Source organism: Candidatus Pelagadaptatus aseana (assembly GCF_040362265.1).
Taxonomy (GTDB): domain Bacteria; phylum Pseudomonadota; class Gammaproteobacteria; order Pseudomonadales; family Cellvibrionaceae; genus Pelagadaptatus; species Pelagadaptatus aseana.
This window is the reverse complement of record NZ_BAABNJ010000002.1, coordinates 46,850-65,615: the sequence shown is the minus strand read 5'-3', so window position 1 is coordinate 65,615 and position 18,766 is coordinate 46,850. Positions and strand designations below refer to the sequence as shown.

Sequence of the window (18,766 nt, the reverse complement as noted above, 5' to 3'; positions counted from 1 at the left end):
TGTGTTTCTCCTGTTGTCGTTATTATTAACGGTTGTAATTTTCTCGTGGTTGACTGGCGCCAGATGTCTGCGCCAGCGTGTCCGGTTGTTGCACACCCAGCACCGGCGGCATACCCGAAGGGACGCGCTCTGGCAGTACCGGTCTGAAGGTTTCGTCGGTCAGTGTCTTCATAAATTCGACGATCAGATCCAGCTCGCGATCCGTCAGATCCGGCTCCCAGATATGCCAGTGAATCTGCATGTCGACCCCTTCGGGGACCGCGTGGCCACGACCTTTGTTATAGAACTCGGTGGCATCGCGAAGATTGTCGAATACTCCGGAGTGCATGTAAGGCGCCGTCATATTGATATTACGCAGTGTCGGCACCTTGAACCCGCCCTTGAGCTTGGCCGCGTTGTAAGTGGCTTCCGCCCCCACATCCAGCGGCATGCCCTCTGGCTCCGGCGTACCAATCACCGCAATCTGGTTATTGGTAAACAGGGGTGGCTGGTGACATTCAGAACAGCGGGCCACAAACGAGCGAAAAACATTGAGACCGGCTATTTCCGTTTCAGTCAATGCTTCGTGATTGCCGTGCACATATTGATCGTAGCGGCTGTTGAGGGAAATCAAAGACGTTTGAAAGGCCGCCAGTGAGGTATAGATTTCTTCCAGAGTGATGGTGTCGTCACCGGGAAAGGCTTCGGCAAACAGCCCTCGATACGCTTCACTGGCGTTGAGGTCGGTCAACAGTTTGGCCGGGGTATTGGCCATTTCAACCTCGGCATACAGAGGGCCTTCGGCCTGCTGTTCGAGGGAACTGGCACGAGCATCCCAGAAAAAGCTGGTAAGAAAAGCGGAGTTCCACAAGGTTGGCGCAGAGCGTGTGCCCTTGAGACCGCCCACTCCCGTAGAAATTGCCCGGCCATCGGCAAAGCCTTTGTCCGGGTCGTGGCAACTGGCGCAGGACTGGCTGCCATCACCCGATAGCAGCGGATCAAAGAACAGGTAACGACCCAGATCAATTTGTTGCGGCGTAAAACCGTCCCGGTGTTGTGGCAACTCGGTTTGGGTGCCACCGACACCACGCCCCTGCACCGAGGTGTAAAACTGATAGAGGTTGCGCAATTCACAGCGGTTATCGACAGTCAGCTCAAAACTGGGCGGGCACTGACTGGCCAGCTCGATCAATTGCGTCGGCTCTGCCGTGCCAGTTTGTGCCAGAGTCTGGGCACTCACGGCAAGACCGAGCACCGCCAGTAAATATCTCAACACCGGAAACCCCCGCTACTGAGCCTGAGCGGTTATATAGGCGATCACCGCATCCAGGGTCGCCTCATCCGGCAGCACCTGAGCCATCATATTCATCTGCCGTCCCAGACGATCCGTGTCATCGGTACCGCGGGCTCCGGATTTAAAGTGATTGAACTGGCGCTTCAGATAAGCCGCAGACAACCCGGCAAGACGCGGCGCCTGAAGCATGTCATTGCCCTCGGCTTTGCCGCCGTGGCAGCCCCCGCAGGAGGCGTGATAATAATTGTTGCCCTTGCGCAAATCACCGTCGGCAAGGGGCGTTTTAACCGGGGCCAGTGAACTTACATAGGCGGCCACATTGGCGGTATCGGCGTCGCTTAAAGTCTCAACCAGTGCCGGCATCTGGGCTGCGTAATGATCCTCAGAGCCGCGCAGACCGGATTGATAGGCCTGAATTTGACGGGCAATATAGGGCGCCTGTTGCCCTGCCAGCGCTGGCGCCCCCAGAGCATCATTGCCCTGTGCCTGATCGCCGTGACAGGCAACACAGGATTGATAGAGCGCCTCGCCGGCAACCGGGTCTGCGGCATAGGCCGGGGCTATCCATAAAACCGCTGTAGCCACCCATAAGACCGCGGCAGCCACCGATGAGGCCGCGGCAGCCACCCAAGTGGAAACATAATATTTAAACGTCATATCGCACCATCAGTATTCTTATCATTATCTCGCCGGGGCCGATCCTCTGTGCAGGAGCTCACAACATTCCGACAAATCTGGTAGCGAATATTGTCCGGGAAAACCCCGAAAATCTTATTTATTTTAGAAATTCGTCATGGATCTTCAAAAAAAGGGGACGATTTATGGCAATTTTTTGCGATTCAAGACGAAACCATGCTGTTGCGAAACTCCGTCGGGGTCTGCTCCAGCGTTTCCTTGAAAGCTTTGTTGAAGGAACTCAGGGAGCGATAACCCGCATCCAGCGCAATATTCAGTACCGGCGTATCCACCTCGTCAGGATTGGCCAGCCGTTCCCGGGCTTCGCGAATGCGATAGGTATTGAGAAAATCATTGAAATTGCGATAACCCAGTCCGGCATTGATGACTTTTCGCAAGCGGTATTCCGGCAAATCCATCCGCGAGGCCAGCTGGCCAATGGTCAGTCCCATTTCACGGTAGATATGATCGCCTTCCATCAACCCGTTTAAGTTGTCGAGAATTTCCGGAGGGACTTCCTCTTCTGCCCTGACGGCATCGTCTGTCTCTGCCTGCTTGTTGCTGACTGCCGTGCCATTGGACTCTGCCGATGACTCACCGTGGCTTACCCGGGACGACTCAACAGCAGGCTTCAGACCATCCGCCCCGGTCACCTTGGGCAAAAATGTCTCCGTCTTGTAGTCCAGCAAAATGGCATTGGTCACCAATACCACCAGCCCCAAGGGCACATACTGCCAAACCGGTAACCAGTCAGCGCCACTGAAGAGCACCTCGCGCACCAGCAGCAAGGTCATGATATAGACACCGCCCAATCCGCAGAACCAGAAACGCAGGGTCCGGCGAGACTGAACCAGATCGGCCCGCCAGGTTCTGACCACAGCCACCAGTGCCAGACTCATGAGCACGAACTCCAGCGTCTGCGGCAAGGTAAAGAACACCAGCTGATTACTGAAACCGCCCTGAATACGGATCAAAGAGCCCACAAAAGGCAAAAATACGGTAATGGCCACCAGCCCGATTTTCCAGGCCCGCAAGCGGAAATGATCATCAAACAAGCTGGCACTGAATAGCCAGAACAGCCCCGGCACAAAAGTCTGCACCGTGGATAACACCATCCGCCAGCCGGGTGTTGTTGCCAGAGGCGTCAACAAATAACCACTGACCGCCAACAGGAAAGCCACATAGAGCTTTTCCTGAACTGACCAGTTACAACAACGGCGCAACAATAGAAGTAGGCTCAACAGAATCTGGGACAAGGCAAACGCCAGAGCGGCAGCTAGCACCAATTCGTTATTGGCTGAGGCGGTCATTGAAACTCTCCATTTGATGGTCACGAATAATTATTATGGGTGTGACTCGCCTTCGCCAGAAGGCGGCGCTATGATGACGGCTGTTTTAAGCGCTGGCAATCCTTGCGTAATTAGACCTTTGTAAGACCCTCGACGGAATACCCCTCAGTTACCATGAACTCGAACGACCAGCTCTTTGAAACCCCCTTTGGTGATTACAGCCTGCAAAGGTTTCCTCCCGCCACCGGTAAATCACCACTGCGTGCCTGGGATGCCGCCGATCAGTACCTGCTGCAACAACTCAGCGAGCAGCCCATGGCCGACACCGACCGACTGTTACTGCTCAACGATCAGTTCGGAGCCTTGGGACTGGCGTTGCATCCATGGCAGCCACAGAGTAGCGGCGATTCGTTTCTGTCCCAACAGGCCTGCCGCAACAATCTGCAATTCAATAACTTGTCAGCCGACAGCCTCACGCAGCTCGACAGCCTGTCTGCACCCGAAGGCCCGTTTGATGTGGTTCTGATCAAAATCCCTAAAACCCTGGCCCTGCTGGAAGATCAGTTATACCGGCTGCGGCCCCATCTGACAGAGACCACCCGGATTCTGGCTGCCGCCATGGCCCGGGATATTCACACCAGCACCCTGCAGCTGTTTGAACGGATTATCGGTCCGACCAAAACCTCACTGGCCCGTAAAAAAGCCCGCCTGATTTTCTGCCACCCGCAGGCGGCACAATTAGACGGCGCATGTGCAACCGACTCGCCCTACCCCAGTGAATACACCCTGCCTGAAACAGGCTGGCACCTGAGCAATCACGCCAATGTTTTCTCACAGGCCAAGTTGGATATAGGCACCCGATTTTTTATGGAGCATATCGACAAGCTGCCCGCGGCTGAACAGATCATTGATCTTGGCTGTGGCAACGGTTTGCTCGGATTGCTGGCAGCCGAGCGACAACCGGAGGCCCGGATAGCCTTCTACGACGAATCCCATATGGCTCTGGCCAGCGCGCAGGAAAACTGCCGCCATATTTTAGCCAATCCCTCACGAGCCAGCTTTCATCTGGACAACGCCTTGGCCAGTGCTGACAGCAACAGCGCCAATCTGATTCTGAACAACCCGCCGTTCCATCAGAAAAATGTCGTCGGCGATCACATTGCCTGGCAAATGTTCAAGGACGCCAAACGGGTGTTGCAAGCCGATGGCGAGCTCTGGGTAATTGGCAACCGCCATTTGCAATACCACGCCAAACTCAAAAAGCTGTTTGGCAATTGCCAAACCGCAGCGAGCAACAATAAATTTGTGTTGCTGGTATCTCGTAAACGCTAATACCCTCCGGTAGAATCGGCCTAAAGTATTTTCGACTATTGCAATGATTGACGACATCATCCAGAACGTAGAGCGCTTTCTTGCTCTGCGACGTTTCAAAGACCCCGCCTTTGCTGACAAGCTGCAACAACTTCAACAGTGGCAACATGAGCGTATGTCTGAAACCTATTGGGTGTTGCTGGCGTCAGAAGCCGAAGCGGATCTGATCAAATTCTTTTTTGACGACATCTACGCCGGTCTGGATCTTGAACATCTGGGCAACAAGCTCAACAAAACCGCCAAGTTGCTCAACAAGTTATTCACCGATCTGGAAATGGTTCATCTCGCCATCGAATTCAATGCTCTGACCGGAGAGCTGGATGAAGAAATGACCGAGGAATTGTTTTACCGAATGCAGGTGGATGAAATCACACCGGACAATTACGCCACCGCCTTTAACAATATCGGCGGTGAACAGCGTCGCTATCAACAATTGAGCCTGATTCTGAAGTTCACCACCGAGGCCGATGACATCATTCACGATTCAGTGGTCTACAACGCCTTCAAGCTGGCGAAATACCCGGCCAAACTGGGCGGCGTTGGCCCACTTTACGATGTGATTGCCCGCGGCTTTAAAGCCGTGCGTCACACCCCCAAACCACTGCTTCTGACCCAGTCCATTCTCGATCACGAAAGACGCATCTACGATCACATTCTGGCAACGGGGCAAGCCTTTTTCCCCACCTACTCTGAAACAGCGGAAACCAGCGCGACAGAACACCGACCACACTGATTAACGCAACTGTTAAAGCGAATGCGGCCAGATCAGTATCAGGGTCACAGGCAGTGAGACAATCAGACAAACCTGGGTCCAGTACAGGGCTTTTTGCCACAAGGGTTGCTGGTGACTCATGGGGTACTCTCCTCTCAAATAAGATCCAAACGACTGTCATTCAAGCCCATCAGTGAAAACGCTCAGGGTAACCGGCGGCAACATTACTTCTGGCCACGCTTTGCCAGAGAGGCAGCACCTTGTCTGCCACCGGTTTCTCCAGCGCCCGCAGGGATTGCCAGAGCTCACTGACAGGGTCCGTGATGTGCCTGTCTGAAAGTCTTTCCGCCACCGCTGCCAGCAACCAGTCCACTGGCATTTTGCTGGCTTTGAGCACATAAGCCATATCCAGCGCCGTACTGGCATAGCGCTCCTGTGCCATGGATGAAGATGGCTCCAAATCCAGTACCAGTTCAGCGAGGTCCAGCGCGTTGCCGAAATAATAAACCGCCTCCTGCCAATCCCCCTGCAGCACCGACTCACTGGCCGCCGTCATCAAGTGGTACCACATGTCTCGGGCCCGCTCCGGATACTCGGTGTAGCGTTGTCGATGGCGTGGGCAGATAAATTTCATTGCTGTGGTACTCCTGACGGTTGGGGTCTCAACTCAATTAATGCAAATGATATTTATTCTCATTTAAATATTCAAGTATTTATTGGGTCAGAAGATTGTGGCTTAAAATTTTTATACGGCTGGTACGAAAGGGTGGATGGTTGCGACAGAGGAATGGGGGGCGAGGAGATCCCACCAATACTGGAAATTGCTCCTGCATTTCCAGCATACACCCCATCCATGGGGATATCGCCGCTTATTTACATGGATGTAATGTATGCAAGTTTTGCAGGAGCAAAAACTTGTCCTGCGCATCCCTGCGCCCGCGGCATACATGCCATCCCTGGAATCGCCACTCCTGCGCATCCATGCGCCCGCGGCATACATGCCATCCCTGGCAATAAAAAAGCCAACCCGAGGGTTGGCTAAAAACGTAACAAAAGTTAGAAAAAGAGAATAATCAACTGCCTTGACTGAGCGCTCCTACATCACGGCGCACCATTGCTTCGGCCATTTCACGGATACTGGCGGGATCGTCAATGGTGGAAGGTATGGAGTACTCCTCGCCATCGGCAATCTGGCGCAGCAGTTTGCGCAGAATTTTACCGGAACGGGTTTTCGGCAAGCGCTTGACCACAATCGCGGTTTTAAAGCACGCCAGCGCACCAATACGGTCGCGTACATCGGCCACCAACTCCTGCTCCAGAGTTTCTTCGCTCATGTCTTCGCCGTCCTTGAGCAGCACAAAACCAATCGGTAGCTGGCCTTTAAGACCGCAGTTGATACCAATCACAGCGCACTCGGCCACGGCTTTATGATCGGCAACAATTTCTTCCATCTCACCGGTGGACAGGCGATGGCCGGAGACATTAATCACATCGTCGGTTCGGCCCATAATGAATACGTAACCGTCATCGTCGATATAGCCGCCGTCGCCGGAACAGTAATAGCCCGGGAAGGCCTCGAGATAGCCAATGTGGTAGCGATCGAAGTCGCCCCAGATGGTAGGAAAACAACTCGGGGGCATGGGCAGTTTCACCGCGACACTGCCCTGCTCGTTGGGGCCAACTTCTTTGCCCTCGTCATCGAGAATGCGCACATCAAAACCGGGGCTGGGCTTAGTCGCCGAACCGGGCTTGGTTGCCATCGGCTCCACCCCCATCAGGTTGCCGCAGATGGCCCAGCCGGTTTCCGTCTGCCACCAGTGATCCACCACCGGCAGACCCAACAGGTTTTTAATCCACTCGTAAGTGGGCGGATCCAGACGCTCACCGGCGACAAAAATGGTTTCCAGACTGGATACGTCATACTGCTTCAGCAGCTCGCCATTGGGGTCTTCTTTCTTGACCGCACGGAAGGCCGTCGGGGCTGAAAACAGGCCTTTGACCTTGTATTCCTCAGCCACCCGCCAGAAGGCTCCGGCATCCGGGGTGCGCACTGGCTTACCCTCATAGAGCACTGTCGACAGTCCCGCCAACAGTGGCCCGTAGACAATATAGGAGTGCCCCACAACCCAGCCCACATCGGAGGCGGCCCAGAAAACATCGCCAGCATCCATGTTGTAGATGGCCTTCATGCTGTATTTCAGTGCCACCGCATGACCACCGTTGTCGCGCACCACACCCTTTGGCTTACCGGTGGTGCCGGAGGTGTAAAGAATATAGAGAGGGTCCGTCGCCTTCACCGGCACGCAGGCCGCCGGTTCACAGTCGGCAATGGCCTCAGCCCAGGTTACGTCACGACCGGCCTGCATCTCAGCCTGAGCCTGCTCGCGCTCGAGGATGATGCAGCAATCGGGCTTGTGTGCGGCAATATTGATGGCCTCATCCAACAGGGGTTTGTAGGGGATCACCCGATCCACTTCAATACCGCAGGAGGCGGTAACAACCACTTTGGGTGCCGCATCATCGATGCGCACCGCCAGTTCCTTGGCGGCAAAGCCACCAAACACCACCGAGTGGATCGCACCCAAACGGGCCACGGCCAACATGGCCACAGCGGCCTCTGCCACCATTGGCATATAGATCAGCACCCGGTCACCCTTGCTGACGCCACGTTGTTTCAAGCCACCGGCAAACAAGGCCACTCGGTCGCGGAGTTCGTTGTAGGTAATGGCTTCCTTACTGGCGGTTACCGGAGAATCATAATAGATGGCGACCTGATCACCACGGCCAGCGTCAATATTGGCGTCCAGTGCCATATGGCAGGTATTCATTTCACCGTCTACAAACCAGCGATCAATGCCATTTTCATCCTTGCCCAGTACGGTTTGAGGAAACTGGAACCAATCCAGATCGCGCGCCTTTTCAGACCAAAACGCCTCCGGTTCCTGAATTGAGCGTTGATATTCAGCTGCGTAGCTCATAGATAACTCCGATACCCACTAAAGACTTTAAGCATTTGAAATTATTGTTTTTTTGCCAGCTGCACAACACGACTTTAGTAGCAGGACATTGAGCATAGACCATTTACCAGCCGGTCAGATCTGCCTATTGCTGTGCAGTATCGGGAAGAATCCGATCCTGTTGACGACTCCATTGGTAGTTACGGTCAAAAATCTCACTGAGTGAACCGTTCTGATGCAGTTGCTCCAGTGCCTCGGCGTAAACCGGCAACAGATCTTTGTGAGGGGAGTGTTTGGACATATACAGACTGCCGCTGGCACCTTTGAAATCGAGCAGCACCGTCAGCCTGGCGGGATCGACCTGCATTTTTTCCATGGCCCAGTACACCGCCTGATCGGTTCCCGCCATGGCGTAAAGGCGATTGCGCAGCAACATGGCGATACCCTGATACATACTGTTAACCGGTATGCGGCGAATGACATCGTCTTCATCAAAGACAGGACCGTATTTCGATCCCCGCATATGCCCCACATTCTGCCCGGCAAGATCTTTCATGGACGAAATAGCCGGCCTGTCGGCAAGGGCAATAATCAGAATGCGGGTATCAACAATATGCCCGACACGAAGGGCCGATTGGCGGGACTCAGGGGAATCAAACAACACCGCCAGATCCACGGCGCCACTGAACAGGGAATAAATCACCCGCGGGTAAGGCATCATTTGATTATTAGCCGCAATACCGGTGGTCGACTGGAGAGAATCCATGACAGAGACCAGCAAACCGGAGGGCGCCTGTCCCGGCTCGGAGATCCCCCAAGGCGTAATGGTTGTGGTGGCAAATTTGACCGGCTGCGTCGAAGAAGAGCCTTTTAGAGACTCAGGGTAAGAAGCATCTGCAGCCCAGACATTACCGATCCAGCCCCAACACAAAAACAACAGTAGAAATAAACGCATAAGCCTAATGATCAATCCCCTGGGTAGCGATCAGCGCTTTTGAATCAAGCAACTGTCCAAGAGAAAACTGGTAAGCCGGGCGCTCAGAATTATAAACCTTGCTCAGGCTTCTGTAGTTCAGGTTACGCCACTGTCGCGTATGTAAGATCGGTAGGTAGTGCTTTATATTATTCCGGGTCACAGCCTCAAACAGCCTCCTTTGCTGATACAGCCCGCCATCATCCTTAAAGTCGAGCCCATGATGATAATCATACAGCATGATCAGGCTCCAGCCAGCAGTCATAAAATGGCCACCCACTGAGGCAAACAGTGAACCCTCCTCCAGCGCCGCCACTTCATCGGCATCCCAGTTAATGCTGGCAAGATTGATCTCAGGCAGATCCGGGTGTTTCCTCAATGCCGCCAGAACCCCCATGGCCATGGCGCCATTGGCCGCCCAGATGGCGTTGACCTGAGGATAGCGCCGTAGCAATCCCGGAGTTTTCCTTAAGGGCGTGTCATAGCGCCAGTCGCCCGCTTCAATATGCTCAAGTCTGGCCCCGGGGTGATTAGCCACCGCACGCATTAAGCCCTTTACTCTTAATGTGGAGGCTGAGGTGATGTCGTCACCGCTGTAAGCCAGCAACCGGGCCTCCCCATCGGGCAAACTGTGGAGTAAGTGTTCCGCCAGTTGATATCCGGCGTATTCATTATCAGGCAGCAGGGAGCCGAGCCAGTGTCGATACTGTTGTCTGGGCAAGGGCTGGCGATCCAGCGTTTTACTGAAGTGGTTATAGGCCAGAAAAAAAGGAATACCCGCCGCATCAATTTGTGCAAACAGAGGATTCAATGCGAAACGCTCATTCACCAGCAGCAGATAATCGGGTTTTTGCTGGCGGTTTATCACCTCAGTGACCAGCGACTGCATCGTAAAACTGCTTCGCCCGGCGTATAGAATTTCCAGCCTGATCCCCAGATCCAGAGCAACCGCCTCAGCAAAGCGGCCGGCTTCTGGCCAGAAGCCACCCGTGGGGTTATTAGTTTGATTATGTCCCGGATTGACAAATACCACGTGCATCGGCTCGGCCTTTGGGGCTTGAGCAACAACACTGATACTGATCAACAGGGCCAGAACCGGCCCAAGTCTTCGAGCAAACTGCAACATGGAGAGTAACTGCGTCCGATTTACTTCCAGTATAGGCGCAGTCTTACTGTAATAAAGTCCGGCAGGTGATCTGCTCCAGAAATCTAGAAAGCCTAGGTCCAGAGATCAATAGGGGTTTGATGAGTCAGCGTGCGAAGAATATCCGAGCGGGTAACAATCCCGATCAGTTGTTCCCCGGCCATGATGGGCATGGCACCAACGCGATGATCCAACATAACCTCCGCCAGCGTACGCAAATAGGTGTCGGCGGTGGCCGTCAGAACCTTGTGACTCATTACGTCCCCCACCGTCAGCCTGTCGGATTTGCCATTGAGCAGCTCCGTGTCGGGCAACAACAGACTCGAACTGGCCTGCAGCGCATCGCGGTCCGAGACCAGCCCCAATAACCGTCCCTGGCCATCAAGCACCGGGAAGTGACGAAAACGCCATTGTGAAAATTGCTGCCAGAGCCCCACCAGATTCAGTCCAGGTGCGACAGACTGCACCGGTTTGCTCATAATCTGCTCAGCAAAAAACACCGGATGCCGCTGTTGCTCGACCGGCGCGGCTGAAAACAGGGGTTTGCGTTGCCGACCAGCAACCGCTGAACCATAGGGATGGTCACCGTCCTTATACTGATCTCGGGGTGATACCTTATGTGGGCCGCCACTGGCATTGGCCTTATTGACATGGCGGGGAGGAAAAACATCGTACCAGGGAGTGGCAATACCCCTCCCCTGTTCATAAACCTGAAATGGCATAAGAGCCCCGCAACAGAAAACACATCTTCAGTGTAACTCCCATTGCCTGAATTTACAGGGGCCAAGCCATTGCGACTTATTTTAAATCAAGGATGTCGAGCAGTAGAGTCTCAGGTCAGTAAAGCCCACTGCCAGAAACCCGCCAGCAGCCCCAGTACAGCACCGACTGCAATCAGCTTCCATTCGTCCTCGGCCACAACCGGGTGCAACAATTCATAGAACTCTTCACCAGGCAAGTTGCCGACACGTTCAGCCACCGTCTCCTCAATATCAAAAGCCTTATCGATATAATTCAAAGAACGCTTATCAGGACGCTCCAGCTCTTTGATGGTGCGATCACTGATGATATCGCTGATGCGAGCATACTGGGTCGGGCCAATACTCATTACCGTGAGCGGCTTAAAGGAGCCCTGAGTCGCCTCCAGAGAATGATTGACCTCACGATGAATCATATCGCGGATACGATCGACCGAATTCTTGCTCTTGAGGAATTCCTCGGCAACGATCTCTGCGCGAATCAGATCCTCAGCAAACACCTTGCCAAAGTAACGAGACACCTCTTTCTGGCGTTTGATAAACAGCCCCAGAATGGTAAAAGGGCCAACTTTTACCGGCTCCACCGGTTTCTGAATCAGGTAGATGGCGATGGTGTTGGTCAGGTAGCCAACCAACAGGCCGAACAGGGGCAGTAACCACCAGACCGGATAGAAATACCAGAGAAACATCACCGGAATCCCCAAGGGGAAGCCAAAATAAAAACCACTGCGCTCGAGAAAGCGAAACTCTTTTGCCCCCGACGTTTTAAAGATGTCGATCAACATCTCCTTGTTGTTACCCAGCTTTTCGACAATCAACTCATTCAGATCAAGTAAGTCCTCCGATTCATCCTTGATGTCATCGACCATCTTGCGAACCATATCCGGCAACTGCTTTTTAACCTCGTCGTAAACCTTCTCTTTGAGCCAGATGGGTGAGGCACTCCAGAGAAAATTACTGACTTTGAAACCGTAGCTGGTGGTTTGCTCCATGACTTCGTCGACCAGCTCTTCTACAAAGTTTTCCAACCGGTTCGACATGGCATCCACCAGATGTTCCGGGTGAACGCGACTGATCAATTCCTCCTGAGTCAGGACCCGGCGCACACTGTGATCAACTACCACACGGGCCATCTTCTCGGAATTAGCCGGAATCACGCCCTGCCAGCCGATAGGACCTACCCCCTGAAATTCAACCGGCCCCATCATCATTTTTACGGCCAGCCAATTGGTGCCATAGCCGACAATGGCACTGACCAGAGGAATGGTCAGATAGGTCCAGTACTCTTGAAAAAACTCTGCGATTGTCATATCAGCTCCTGCAAATAATTATTTCTTGTTCTTTTGCCCATAGGTGTGCTCGAGATAGCGATTGATGTCCGCCGACTCGTACATTTCCACACCGGTGTTTGGGTCAATCAGGTAGGGCACCTGCACCTTGCCGGTGCGTTCCAGCAAAGCCTTGCGATTGCGCCCCTTGACCGCCAATCCCGGAAACAGGGCTGATCGAATTTGTGGCGGCCCCATATCCCGCCACATGGCCTTGCCGGTATTGCGCAATTCATAGGGCAACTCCAACTCACACAAACGCTCGCGGACCCGGCGGGCAAACGGACTGGATTCAAAACTGTACAGCACCAGAGGCTTCTCAGGCTGACGTGCCGGGCGTGCGGTTTGCTTGCCACGAACCAGAGAAGCAGAAATCGAGCCAGCCACTGCCAGTTCTCTTAGTCCCAGCGGCTGTCGCCTCTGACCATAGGTTTTATACAGATACTGGATGATGGCATCCGACTCATAGAGTTTCTTGCCGGTGTTGTGGTCAACCAGGAAAGGCAATTGCACCCGGCCACCAAGCTCACGCACCTGTTTGCGGTAGCGATCACCACCCGGTGGGCAGGGATAAATCATTGCATCCACATCCAGCTCGGTCAGCGCCTCTCGCACCAACCGGCAATAGGGACAGGATTCAAACTCATAGAGTTCCAGCATCTGCTTGGGCTGGCGTCTGGCGGGTTTGGCACTGGTGCCACGCCAGGCTCGCATGGTCGATGTCACAGACGAATTCAATACATCCAGTACCGGCTGCATAAATCACCTCAAAAGTTTATAAGGAGTCCCAGAAAGAGCCCCAAAGAATATCAAAAAAACAGGGTCATAGTACCCGTGGGCAAGGCCCCAAAGTGCTTTCTGGTAAGCAGAAACCGGATAATGGCAGAGATAGAATGACCACAGAGTCAGACAAGGCTACTACGCCAGCCATAAGAAGTGAACATCGACACCCGACAATTCATAAAACTGCCTTTGGTGTCGATTTTGGCACCGCAAATTACGCGTTATTTTCGGCCTTCAGATAACGCTGGATAAATTCATCACGGGCCTGATGAAAAATACGCACGCCCTCTTCGTAGCCGCCCACAACAAAGTGATCGTTGGCGCCACTGCGCAGAGTCTTCTGAATATCTACGGAGATGGCCAGATCCTCTTTTTCAAACACCGTGCCCTGAATGTGCTCGAAACTGGCATCGAGCTTGGCTGCCACCTCATCGTTGGCAGGTGCCTCGGGGACCAACATCCGATGAACCACCCGCATCTGATCGGCGCCTACCGGGAACAGCGACATCTGTGAAATCCAGTGCGGGTGAAACACCAGAATGGTATTGGGAAAAATATTGTAAAACAGGGTGGTATTAAGGCGCAGATCCCATTGCTCCGGGTCTTTTTTAATTTCTTCGGTCAGGGTTTTACGCCCACCCATTTGCCGCGTATGCGGGTAACAGTCGTCATAGATACTGGCATCGAGAAAAAATCGCGACAGACTATTTTTGTGCAGAGTCTTGAGGTGATAGCCCTCGGCGAAGGCATCCATCACCAGCTTCCAGTTGCACTCGTTTTGTAAGGCAACGCGCTTGTGCATGACCTGACCAGCAAACTCAAACCCCTCCAGATCCGACACGATGGACTCCCCCAAAAAGCCATCCACATCCAATGGCTCGTCGGGATCACCATCAATCACAACCCAGATAAAACCATGCTTCTGGGCAAACTGCACCGGGACCAGATTCAGTTTGGAAAAGTCTTCGTCGCCAAACAGCTCTTTTTCCGGTACCGCCGCCAGACTGCCATCGAGCTTAAAACTCCAGGCGTGATAGGGGCAAACCAATAACCGCTTGCACTGCCCCTTTTCACCTTGTAATAAACGGGCACCCCGATGGCGGCAGGCATTCACCAGAACCCGCAGCTCGCCACTGTGATCTCTGAGGATAATCAACGGTACCCCGTCAATCTCTTCTGTCACATAGTTACCGGGCTCAGCCACCTCCGTTACATGGGCCACTATAGTGGGCACCTTGCGAAATATGGCCTTCTGCTCAAGGATGAGTTCATCGGTTTCGAAATAGCGTTTAACATCAATACGATGATTGACTGAGGGCATCTCATCGAGGGTTTTGTTGGCGGCGCCAACCACTCTTTCAATCAGATTGATCTGTCTTTCCTTTTTCATTGCACCGCACCGCCTGTCGTTAATCCTTTGCCATTATCATCTGCCCCTGAGTCTATCAGTGCAACTGAATAGACTGCCAAACACCTTGATATTTTCTCTCCGACTGACCGCTGCACTGCACCAAAAAAGAACACAAAAAAATTAAGCCACCATAGCCGCACCAGTCTGGCGCACCCACACACATGATGCAGATTGAGCCGTGCAGAAGCCTGCATTTACCGCTACCCTGAGCCCATTCACGCTTATGGAGCTCTTCACCTATGACCGCCAGACTGATCGTCTCTACCGACCTCGATGGCACCTTACTGGACCATTTCAACTACAGTTTTGAGGCCGCAGCGCCCGCCATGCAAAGGCTTGAAAGCCAGGGCATTCCCATCATCATCAACACCAGCAAAACCTTCAGCGAAGTGCTGTTACTGCGCCAACAGATGGGTAATCACCACCCGTTTATTGTCGAGAACGGCTCGGGCATTGTTGTCCCCAATGACTATTTTGACGCACTACCCGAGTCCGCCAGACCCTATGGCGACTATCATCTGATCGATTTTGGTGCCGATTACGCCAGCCTCTGCCGACACTTGAGCAAGCTGAAATCGCGCTATCAATTTACCGGCTTCAGCGATATGAACGACGAACAAATTCAGGCCCACACCAACCTGCCTCTGGAAAACGCCCATTTGGCAAAACAGCGCCTGTTCAGTGAACCCCTGATCTGGCAGGACAGTGACGATGCCCGCACGGCCTTTATCAGCGAACTGGCTGAAGCCGGCATACAGGCGCTGCAGGGCGGGCGCTTTCTCCACGTCATGGCGCCAACCGACAAGGGTAAAAGCCTGCAAACCCTGAAAACGCTTTATGAAACACAATGGCAAACAAATTGCTTTACTGTAGCTCTGGGTGACAGTGCGAACGACATTGCCATGTTGGAACAAGCCGATATAGCGGTGATTGTCCGCTCCCCCAAGCACCCGCCACTGACGGTCAGTGGTCGGCAACAAACCATAATTACAGACGACATGGGTCCGACTGGCTGGAATCAGGCCATAGGGTCCATACTCGATGAGCGACTTTAGTAGATAACACAACGGGACTGACAACATGGGCGACTTTTACCAGAATGGAATCATCACCACCCTGCACAATCTTTCACGCAGGCCGCTGGAAGAAATGGAACAGGAGCTGCAACGGTTTTCCGAAAAGCGCCCCATGTCACTGGTGTTACCCTCGCTGTATTCCGAGCTGCAGGGTGAAGCCCTGCCCCACATCATCAAGGAGTTGAAAGGCGCCAGTTATCTCGGCGAAGTGATCATCGGTCTGGACCGCGCCAGTGAAGACGAATACCGCCATGCGCTGGAATTTTTTGGTGAGTTACCCCAGCACCATCGCGTGCTCTGGAACGAAGGACCAAGACTGCAGGCCATTGATGCCAAGCTACAGGAGCAGGGGCTGGCGCCCAGAGAACTGGGCAAAGGCCGCAACGTCTGGTACTGCCTGGGCTACGCTCTGGCATCCGGCAAGTCCGAGGCCATTGCGTTGCATGACTGCGACATTGTCACCTACGAGAGAGGCTTATTGGCCAAATTGATTTACCCGGTGGCCAACCCTAGTTTCAACTACGAATTCTGCAAAGGCTATTATGCGCGGGTTGCCGATGGCAAGATCAATGGTCGGGTCAGCCGTTTATTGGTGACACCACTGATCCGTGCACTCAAGAAAACCATCGGCAACATGGACTATCTGGATTATCTGGACAGCTACCGCTACCCACTGGCCGGTGAGTTTTCTTTCCGCCGCGACGTTATTAACGATCTGCGCATTCCCAGTGACTGGGGGCTGGAAATTGGCGTTCTGTCGGAGATGAAACGCAACTACGCCACCAACCGTCTGTGCCAGGTAGACATCGCTGATATCTACGACCACAAACATCAGGACCTGTCGCTGAATAACGATCAGGGCGGCCTGTCTAAAATGTCCATCGACATTTCCAAAGCCATGTTCCGCAAGCTCGCCACCTATGGCGTGGTGTTTAACGAGGAAACCTTCCGTTCCATCAAGGCCAGTTACTTCCGCATCGCACTGGATTTTGTCGAAACCTACAAAAATGATGCCGAGATTAACGGCCTGAAACTGGATATCCATCAGGAGGAAAGTGCCGTGGAGCTGTTTTCAGAGAACATCATGAAAGCCGGCGATCGCTTCCTCAACAGCCCCATGGAGAAGCCCTTTATCCCAAGCTGGAGCCGGGTGCAAAGTGCGATACCGGATATTTTTGAACAACTCAGAGAAGCCGTTGAAGCCGATCACGAAGAATTTCTGAACCAATAATCAACCAACAGATACTGCCGAAAGAGAACCACAGCAATGCCCGAGACCAGAGCCCTGGACGATGTTATTTACCAGCTTAAAGACCATCTGGACTTTATTTATCCCAATCTGGACAACACAGAACTGGTCAATGAAATGGTGCGCACCATGCGCTTTGGTGAAACCTGCCACAAGGTTCAACGCCATCAGAACTTGTGGGATGAATCAGACATCACCATGATCACCTATGGTGACAGCATTCGCAGCGGCGAAGAAAAACCGCTGCTGACACTGTACCATTTTCTCAACAAGCATCTGCAGGATCAGATCAGCATTGTTCATCTGTTACCCTTCTTTCCATGGAGCTCAGACGATGGCTTTTCGGTGATCAACTACACCGCCGTCAACGATTGTCTGGGAGACTGGACATACATTCGCGGTTTGGCCAGCCGCTACAAAGTCATGGCCGACCTGGTGGTCAATCACTGCTCGGCTCGCAGCCTCTGGTTTGACAACTTTATTAAAGGCGAAGAACCGGGCAAGGGTTATTTTTTCACCGCCTCCCCCGACGACGACACCAGTCTGGTTGTGCGACCCAGGACCAACGATCTGCTGCGTCCGGTGGAAACCAGCGAGGGTACCCAACACGTCTGGTGTACCTTCAGTGATGATCAGGTCGATCTCAACTTCAAGAACCCGCAGGTATTAATGGAGTTCTGCAAAATTCTGCGGTTCTATCTGGATGAAGGTGTTTCCATTTTCCGCCTCGACGCCATCGCCTTTGTCTGGAAAGAAATTGGCAGTAACTGTCTAAACCTGCCCCAGACCCATGAGATCGTCAGGCTGCTGCGAACACTGGTGGAGCACGCCAACCCCAATGCCGTGATCATCACCGAAACCAATATCCCCAATCAGGAAAATCTGTCTTACTTCGGCAACACCAACGAAGCGCACTGGATTTATAATTTCTCTCTACCACCGCTGCTGTTGAATACTCTTGTGAGTGGCAGTTGCCGGTACCTGAACAACTGGATGATGGGCATGCCACCAGCCCGTCACGGCACCACCTACTTTAACTTTATCGCCAGTCACGATGGCATTGGTCTGCGCCCCGCCGAAGGCATTCTCACCGATGAGGAAGTGGACACCCTGATTGAAACCATGGAATCGTTTGGCGGCAAAATCTCCTGGCGCTCACTCAATGATGGCGGCCGCCGCCCCTATGAGATCAACATCAGCCTGATCGATGCCCTGAAGGGAACCACCAAAGGTCCGGACGCGTATCAAATTGATCGCTTTGTGTGCGCTCACGCCATCATGCTGGCACTGGAAGGGGTTCCGGCGTTTTATATCCACAGTCTGCTGGGCACTGAAAACGATTATGAGCGGGTTGAGCATACCAACCACAACCGCCACATCAATCGCCACCAATGGCAACTAGACAAACTCAACGACGCACTGGGTGATTCTCTGCGACACCACCGCACGGTGCTGGAGCGATTAAAAGCGTTGATTGATATCCGCAGTAAGCAATCGGCGTTTCACCCCAACGCGGTACAGTTTACCTTGCACATCAGCGATCAGATTTTTGGCTTCTGGCGCCATAGTCTCGACCGCACCCAGTGTATTTTTGTCCTGAACAATATTTCCGATCAGCCTCAGGAACTGCCACTGGCGCGCATCAATCTGGTGAATACCGAAGAGTGGACCGATTTGATTTCCGGAGAGAGTTTTCAGGATCACCACGAAAACCTGACGTTACAGCCCTATCAAACTCTGTGGTTAACCAATCTGCGGCACTGATCG

The 18,766-nt window shown here is 53.2% G+C and carries 17 protein-coding genes; 6 read left to right on the top strand and 11 right to left on the bottom strand.

Translation table 11 applies throughout. The annotated features are described in order from the left end of the window. Window positions 1–25: 25 nt before the first annotated feature. The 3 genes from ACPXV9_RS02865 to ACPXV9_RS02855 all read right to left on the bottom strand — a co-directional run bounded on the left by ACPXV9_RS02865 (window position 26) and on the right by ACPXV9_RS02855 (window position 3,258). A complete protein-coding gene (locus tag ACPXV9_RS02865) occupies window positions 26–1,255 on the bottom strand; it encodes a cytochrome-c peroxidase (protein ID WP_423894417.1) in 1,230 nt (409 codons plus the stop codon). A 12-nt stretch (window positions 1,256–1,267) separates the two neighbouring features. Beyond that, a complete protein-coding gene (locus tag ACPXV9_RS02860; protein ID WP_423894416.1) occupies window positions 1,268–1,930 on the bottom strand; it encodes a c-type cytochrome in 663 nt (220 codons plus the stop codon). 182 nt (window positions 1,931–2,112) lie between these two features. Beyond that, a complete protein-coding gene (locus tag ACPXV9_RS02855; RefSeq protein ID WP_423894414.1) occupies window positions 2,113–3,258 on the bottom strand; it encodes a helix-turn-helix domain-containing protein in 1,146 nt (381 codons plus the stop codon). A gap of 153 nt (window positions 3,259–3,411) precedes the next feature. Between ACPXV9_RS02855 and ACPXV9_RS02850 the strand changes: the two genes are divergently transcribed. Beyond that, window positions 3,412–4,569, top strand: coding sequence for a methyltransferase (locus ACPXV9_RS02850; protein WP_423894413.1), 1,158 nt, complete (start codon window positions 3,412–3,414; stop codon window positions 4,567–4,569). Window positions 4,570–4,612: 43 nt separating this feature from the next. Then, on the top strand, window positions 4,613–5,341 hold the full coding sequence (locus ACPXV9_RS02845) for an FFLEELY motif protein (protein WP_423894411.1): 729 nt from the start codon (window positions 4,613–4,615) through the stop codon (window positions 5,339–5,341). A 169-nt stretch (window positions 5,342–5,510) separates the two neighbouring features. Here ACPXV9_RS02845 and ACPXV9_RS02840 read toward each other — a convergent pair whose 3' ends face one another. Continuing rightward, on the bottom strand, window positions 5,511–5,954 hold the full coding sequence (locus ACPXV9_RS02840; protein WP_423894409.1) for a hypothetical protein: 444 nt from the start codon (window positions 5,952–5,954) through the stop codon (window positions 5,511–5,513). Here ACPXV9_RS02840 and ACPXV9_RS02835 point away from each other — a divergent pair. Continuing rightward, window positions 5,931–6,362 (top strand): hypothetical protein, encoded by a 432-nt coding sequence (locus tag ACPXV9_RS02835; protein WP_423894407.1) that lies wholly within the window; start codon window positions 5,931–5,933, stop codon window positions 6,360–6,362. The genes ACPXV9_RS02840 and ACPXV9_RS02835 overlap by 24 nt on opposite strands. Window positions 6,363–6,393: 31 nt before the next feature. Here the strand turns inward: ACPXV9_RS02835 and ACPXV9_RS02830 are convergent, their stop codons facing one another. From ACPXV9_RS02830 to ACPXV9_RS02800, 7 genes are all read right to left on the bottom strand, one after another. Then, window positions 6,394–8,298, bottom strand: a complete 1,905-nt coding sequence (locus ACPXV9_RS02830) for a propionyl-CoA synthetase (RefSeq protein WP_423894406.1) — start codon at window positions 8,296–8,298, stop codon at window positions 6,394–6,396. A gap of 124 nt (window positions 8,299–8,422) precedes the next feature. After that, window positions 8,423–9,232, bottom strand: a complete 810-nt coding sequence (locus ACPXV9_RS02825; protein ID WP_423894405.1) for a substrate-binding periplasmic protein — start codon at window positions 9,230–9,232, stop codon at window positions 8,423–8,425. A 4-nt stretch (window positions 9,233–9,236) separates the two neighbouring features. Continuing rightward, window positions 9,237–10,376, bottom strand: coding sequence for an ABC transporter substrate-binding protein (locus ACPXV9_RS02820; RefSeq protein WP_423894403.1), 1,140 nt, complete (start codon window positions 10,374–10,376; stop codon window positions 9,237–9,239). A gap of 92 nt (window positions 10,377–10,468) precedes the next feature. Beyond that, on the bottom strand, window positions 10,469–11,116 hold the full coding sequence (locus ACPXV9_RS02815; RefSeq protein ID WP_423894402.1) for an HPP family protein: 648 nt from the start codon (window positions 11,114–11,116) through the stop codon (window positions 10,469–10,471). Between the two features lie 110 nt (window positions 11,117–11,226). Next, window positions 11,227–12,462, bottom strand: coding sequence for a DUF445 domain-containing protein (locus ACPXV9_RS02810; RefSeq protein ID WP_423894401.1), 1,236 nt, complete (start codon window positions 12,460–12,462; stop codon window positions 11,227–11,229). A gap of 18 nt (window positions 12,463–12,480) precedes the next feature. Next, window positions 12,481–13,239, bottom strand: a complete 759-nt coding sequence (locus ACPXV9_RS02805; protein WP_423894400.1) for a glutathione S-transferase N-terminal domain-containing protein — start codon at window positions 13,237–13,239, stop codon at window positions 12,481–12,483. Window positions 13,240–13,477: 238 nt separating this feature from the next. Then, window positions 13,478–14,653 (bottom strand): aromatic ring-hydroxylating oxygenase subunit alpha, encoded by a 1,176-nt coding sequence (locus ACPXV9_RS02800; protein WP_423894398.1) that lies wholly within the window; start codon window positions 14,651–14,653, stop codon window positions 13,478–13,480. Window positions 14,654–14,913: 260 nt separating this feature from the next. On the opposite strand from ACPXV9_RS02800, the gene ACPXV9_RS02795 reads away from it, so the two are divergent. Genes ACPXV9_RS02795 through ACPXV9_RS02785 form a run of 3 tightly spaced genes read left to right on the top strand, consistent with a single transcriptional unit; the run spans window position 14,914 to window position 18,763 of the window. Beyond that, entirely contained in the window at window positions 14,914–15,729 is an 816-nt protein-coding gene (locus tag ACPXV9_RS02795) for an HAD-IIB family hydrolase (protein WP_423894396.1), read from the top strand. Between the two features lie 25 nt (window positions 15,730–15,754). Beyond that, window positions 15,755–16,981 (top strand): glycosyl transferase, encoded by a 1,227-nt coding sequence (locus ACPXV9_RS02790; RefSeq protein WP_423894395.1) that lies wholly within the window; start codon window positions 15,755–15,757, stop codon window positions 16,979–16,981. A 36-nt stretch (window positions 16,982–17,017) separates the two neighbouring features. Continuing rightward, on the top strand, window positions 17,018–18,763 hold the full coding sequence (locus tag ACPXV9_RS02785; protein ID WP_423894393.1) for a sugar phosphorylase: 1,746 nt from the start codon (window positions 17,018–17,020) through the stop codon (window positions 18,761–18,763). Window positions 18,764–18,766: the final 3 nt, after the last annotated feature.

Coding starts and splice junctions, on each gene's coding strand:
- ACPXV9_RS02860 (WP_423894416.1), bottom strand. CDS start 1,930: ATGACGTTTAAATATTATGTTTCCACTTGGGTGGCTGCCGCGGCCTCA.
- ACPXV9_RS02855 (WP_423894414.1), bottom strand. CDS start 3,258: ATGACCGCCTCAGCCAATAACGAATTGGTGCTAGCTGCCGCTCTGGCG.
- ACPXV9_RS02850 (WP_423894413.1), top strand. CDS start 3,412: ATGAACTCGAACGACCAGCTCTTTGAAACCCCCTTTGGTGATTACAGC.
- ACPXV9_RS02845 (WP_423894411.1), top strand. CDS start 4,613: ATGATTGACGACATCATCCAGAACGTAGAGCGCTTTCTTGCTCTGCGA.
- ACPXV9_RS02835 (WP_423894407.1), top strand. CDS start 5,931: ATGGCGTGGGCAGATAAATTTCATTGCTGTGGTACTCCTGACGGTTGG.
- ACPXV9_RS02840 (WP_423894409.1), bottom strand. CDS start 5,954: ATGAAATTTATCTGCCCACGCCATCGACAACGCTACACCGAGTATCCG.
- ACPXV9_RS02830 (WP_423894406.1), bottom strand. CDS start 8,298: ATGAGCTACGCAGCTGAATATCAACGCTCAATTCAGGAACCGGAGGCG.
- ACPXV9_RS02825 (WP_423894405.1), bottom strand. CDS start 9,232: ATGCGTTTATTTCTACTGTTGTTTTTGTGTTGGGGCTGGATCGGTAAT.
- ACPXV9_RS02820 (WP_423894403.1), bottom strand. CDS start 10,376: ATGTTGCAGTTTGCTCGAAGACTTGGGCCGGTTCTGGCCCTGTTGATC.
- ACPXV9_RS02815 (WP_423894402.1), bottom strand. CDS start 11,116: ATGCCATTTCAGGTTTATGAACAGGGGAGGGGTATTGCCACTCCCTGG.
- ACPXV9_RS02810 (WP_423894401.1), bottom strand. CDS start 12,462: ATGACAATCGCAGAGTTTTTTCAAGAGTACTGGACCTATCTGACCATT.
- ACPXV9_RS02805 (WP_423894400.1), bottom strand. CDS start 13,239: ATGCAGCCGGTACTGGATGTATTGAATTCGTCTGTGACATCGACCATG.
- ACPXV9_RS02800 (WP_423894398.1), bottom strand. CDS start 14,653: ATGAAAAAGGAAAGACAGATCAATCTGATTGAAAGAGTGGTTGGCGCC.
- ACPXV9_RS02795 (WP_423894396.1), top strand. CDS start 14,914: ATGACCGCCAGACTGATCGTCTCTACCGACCTCGATGGCACCTTACTG.
- ACPXV9_RS02790 (WP_423894395.1), top strand. CDS start 15,755: ATGGGCGACTTTTACCAGAATGGAATCATCACCACCCTGCACAATCTT.
- ACPXV9_RS02785 (WP_423894393.1), top strand. CDS start 17,018: ATGCCCGAGACCAGAGCCCTGGACGATGTTATTTACCAGCTTAAAGAC.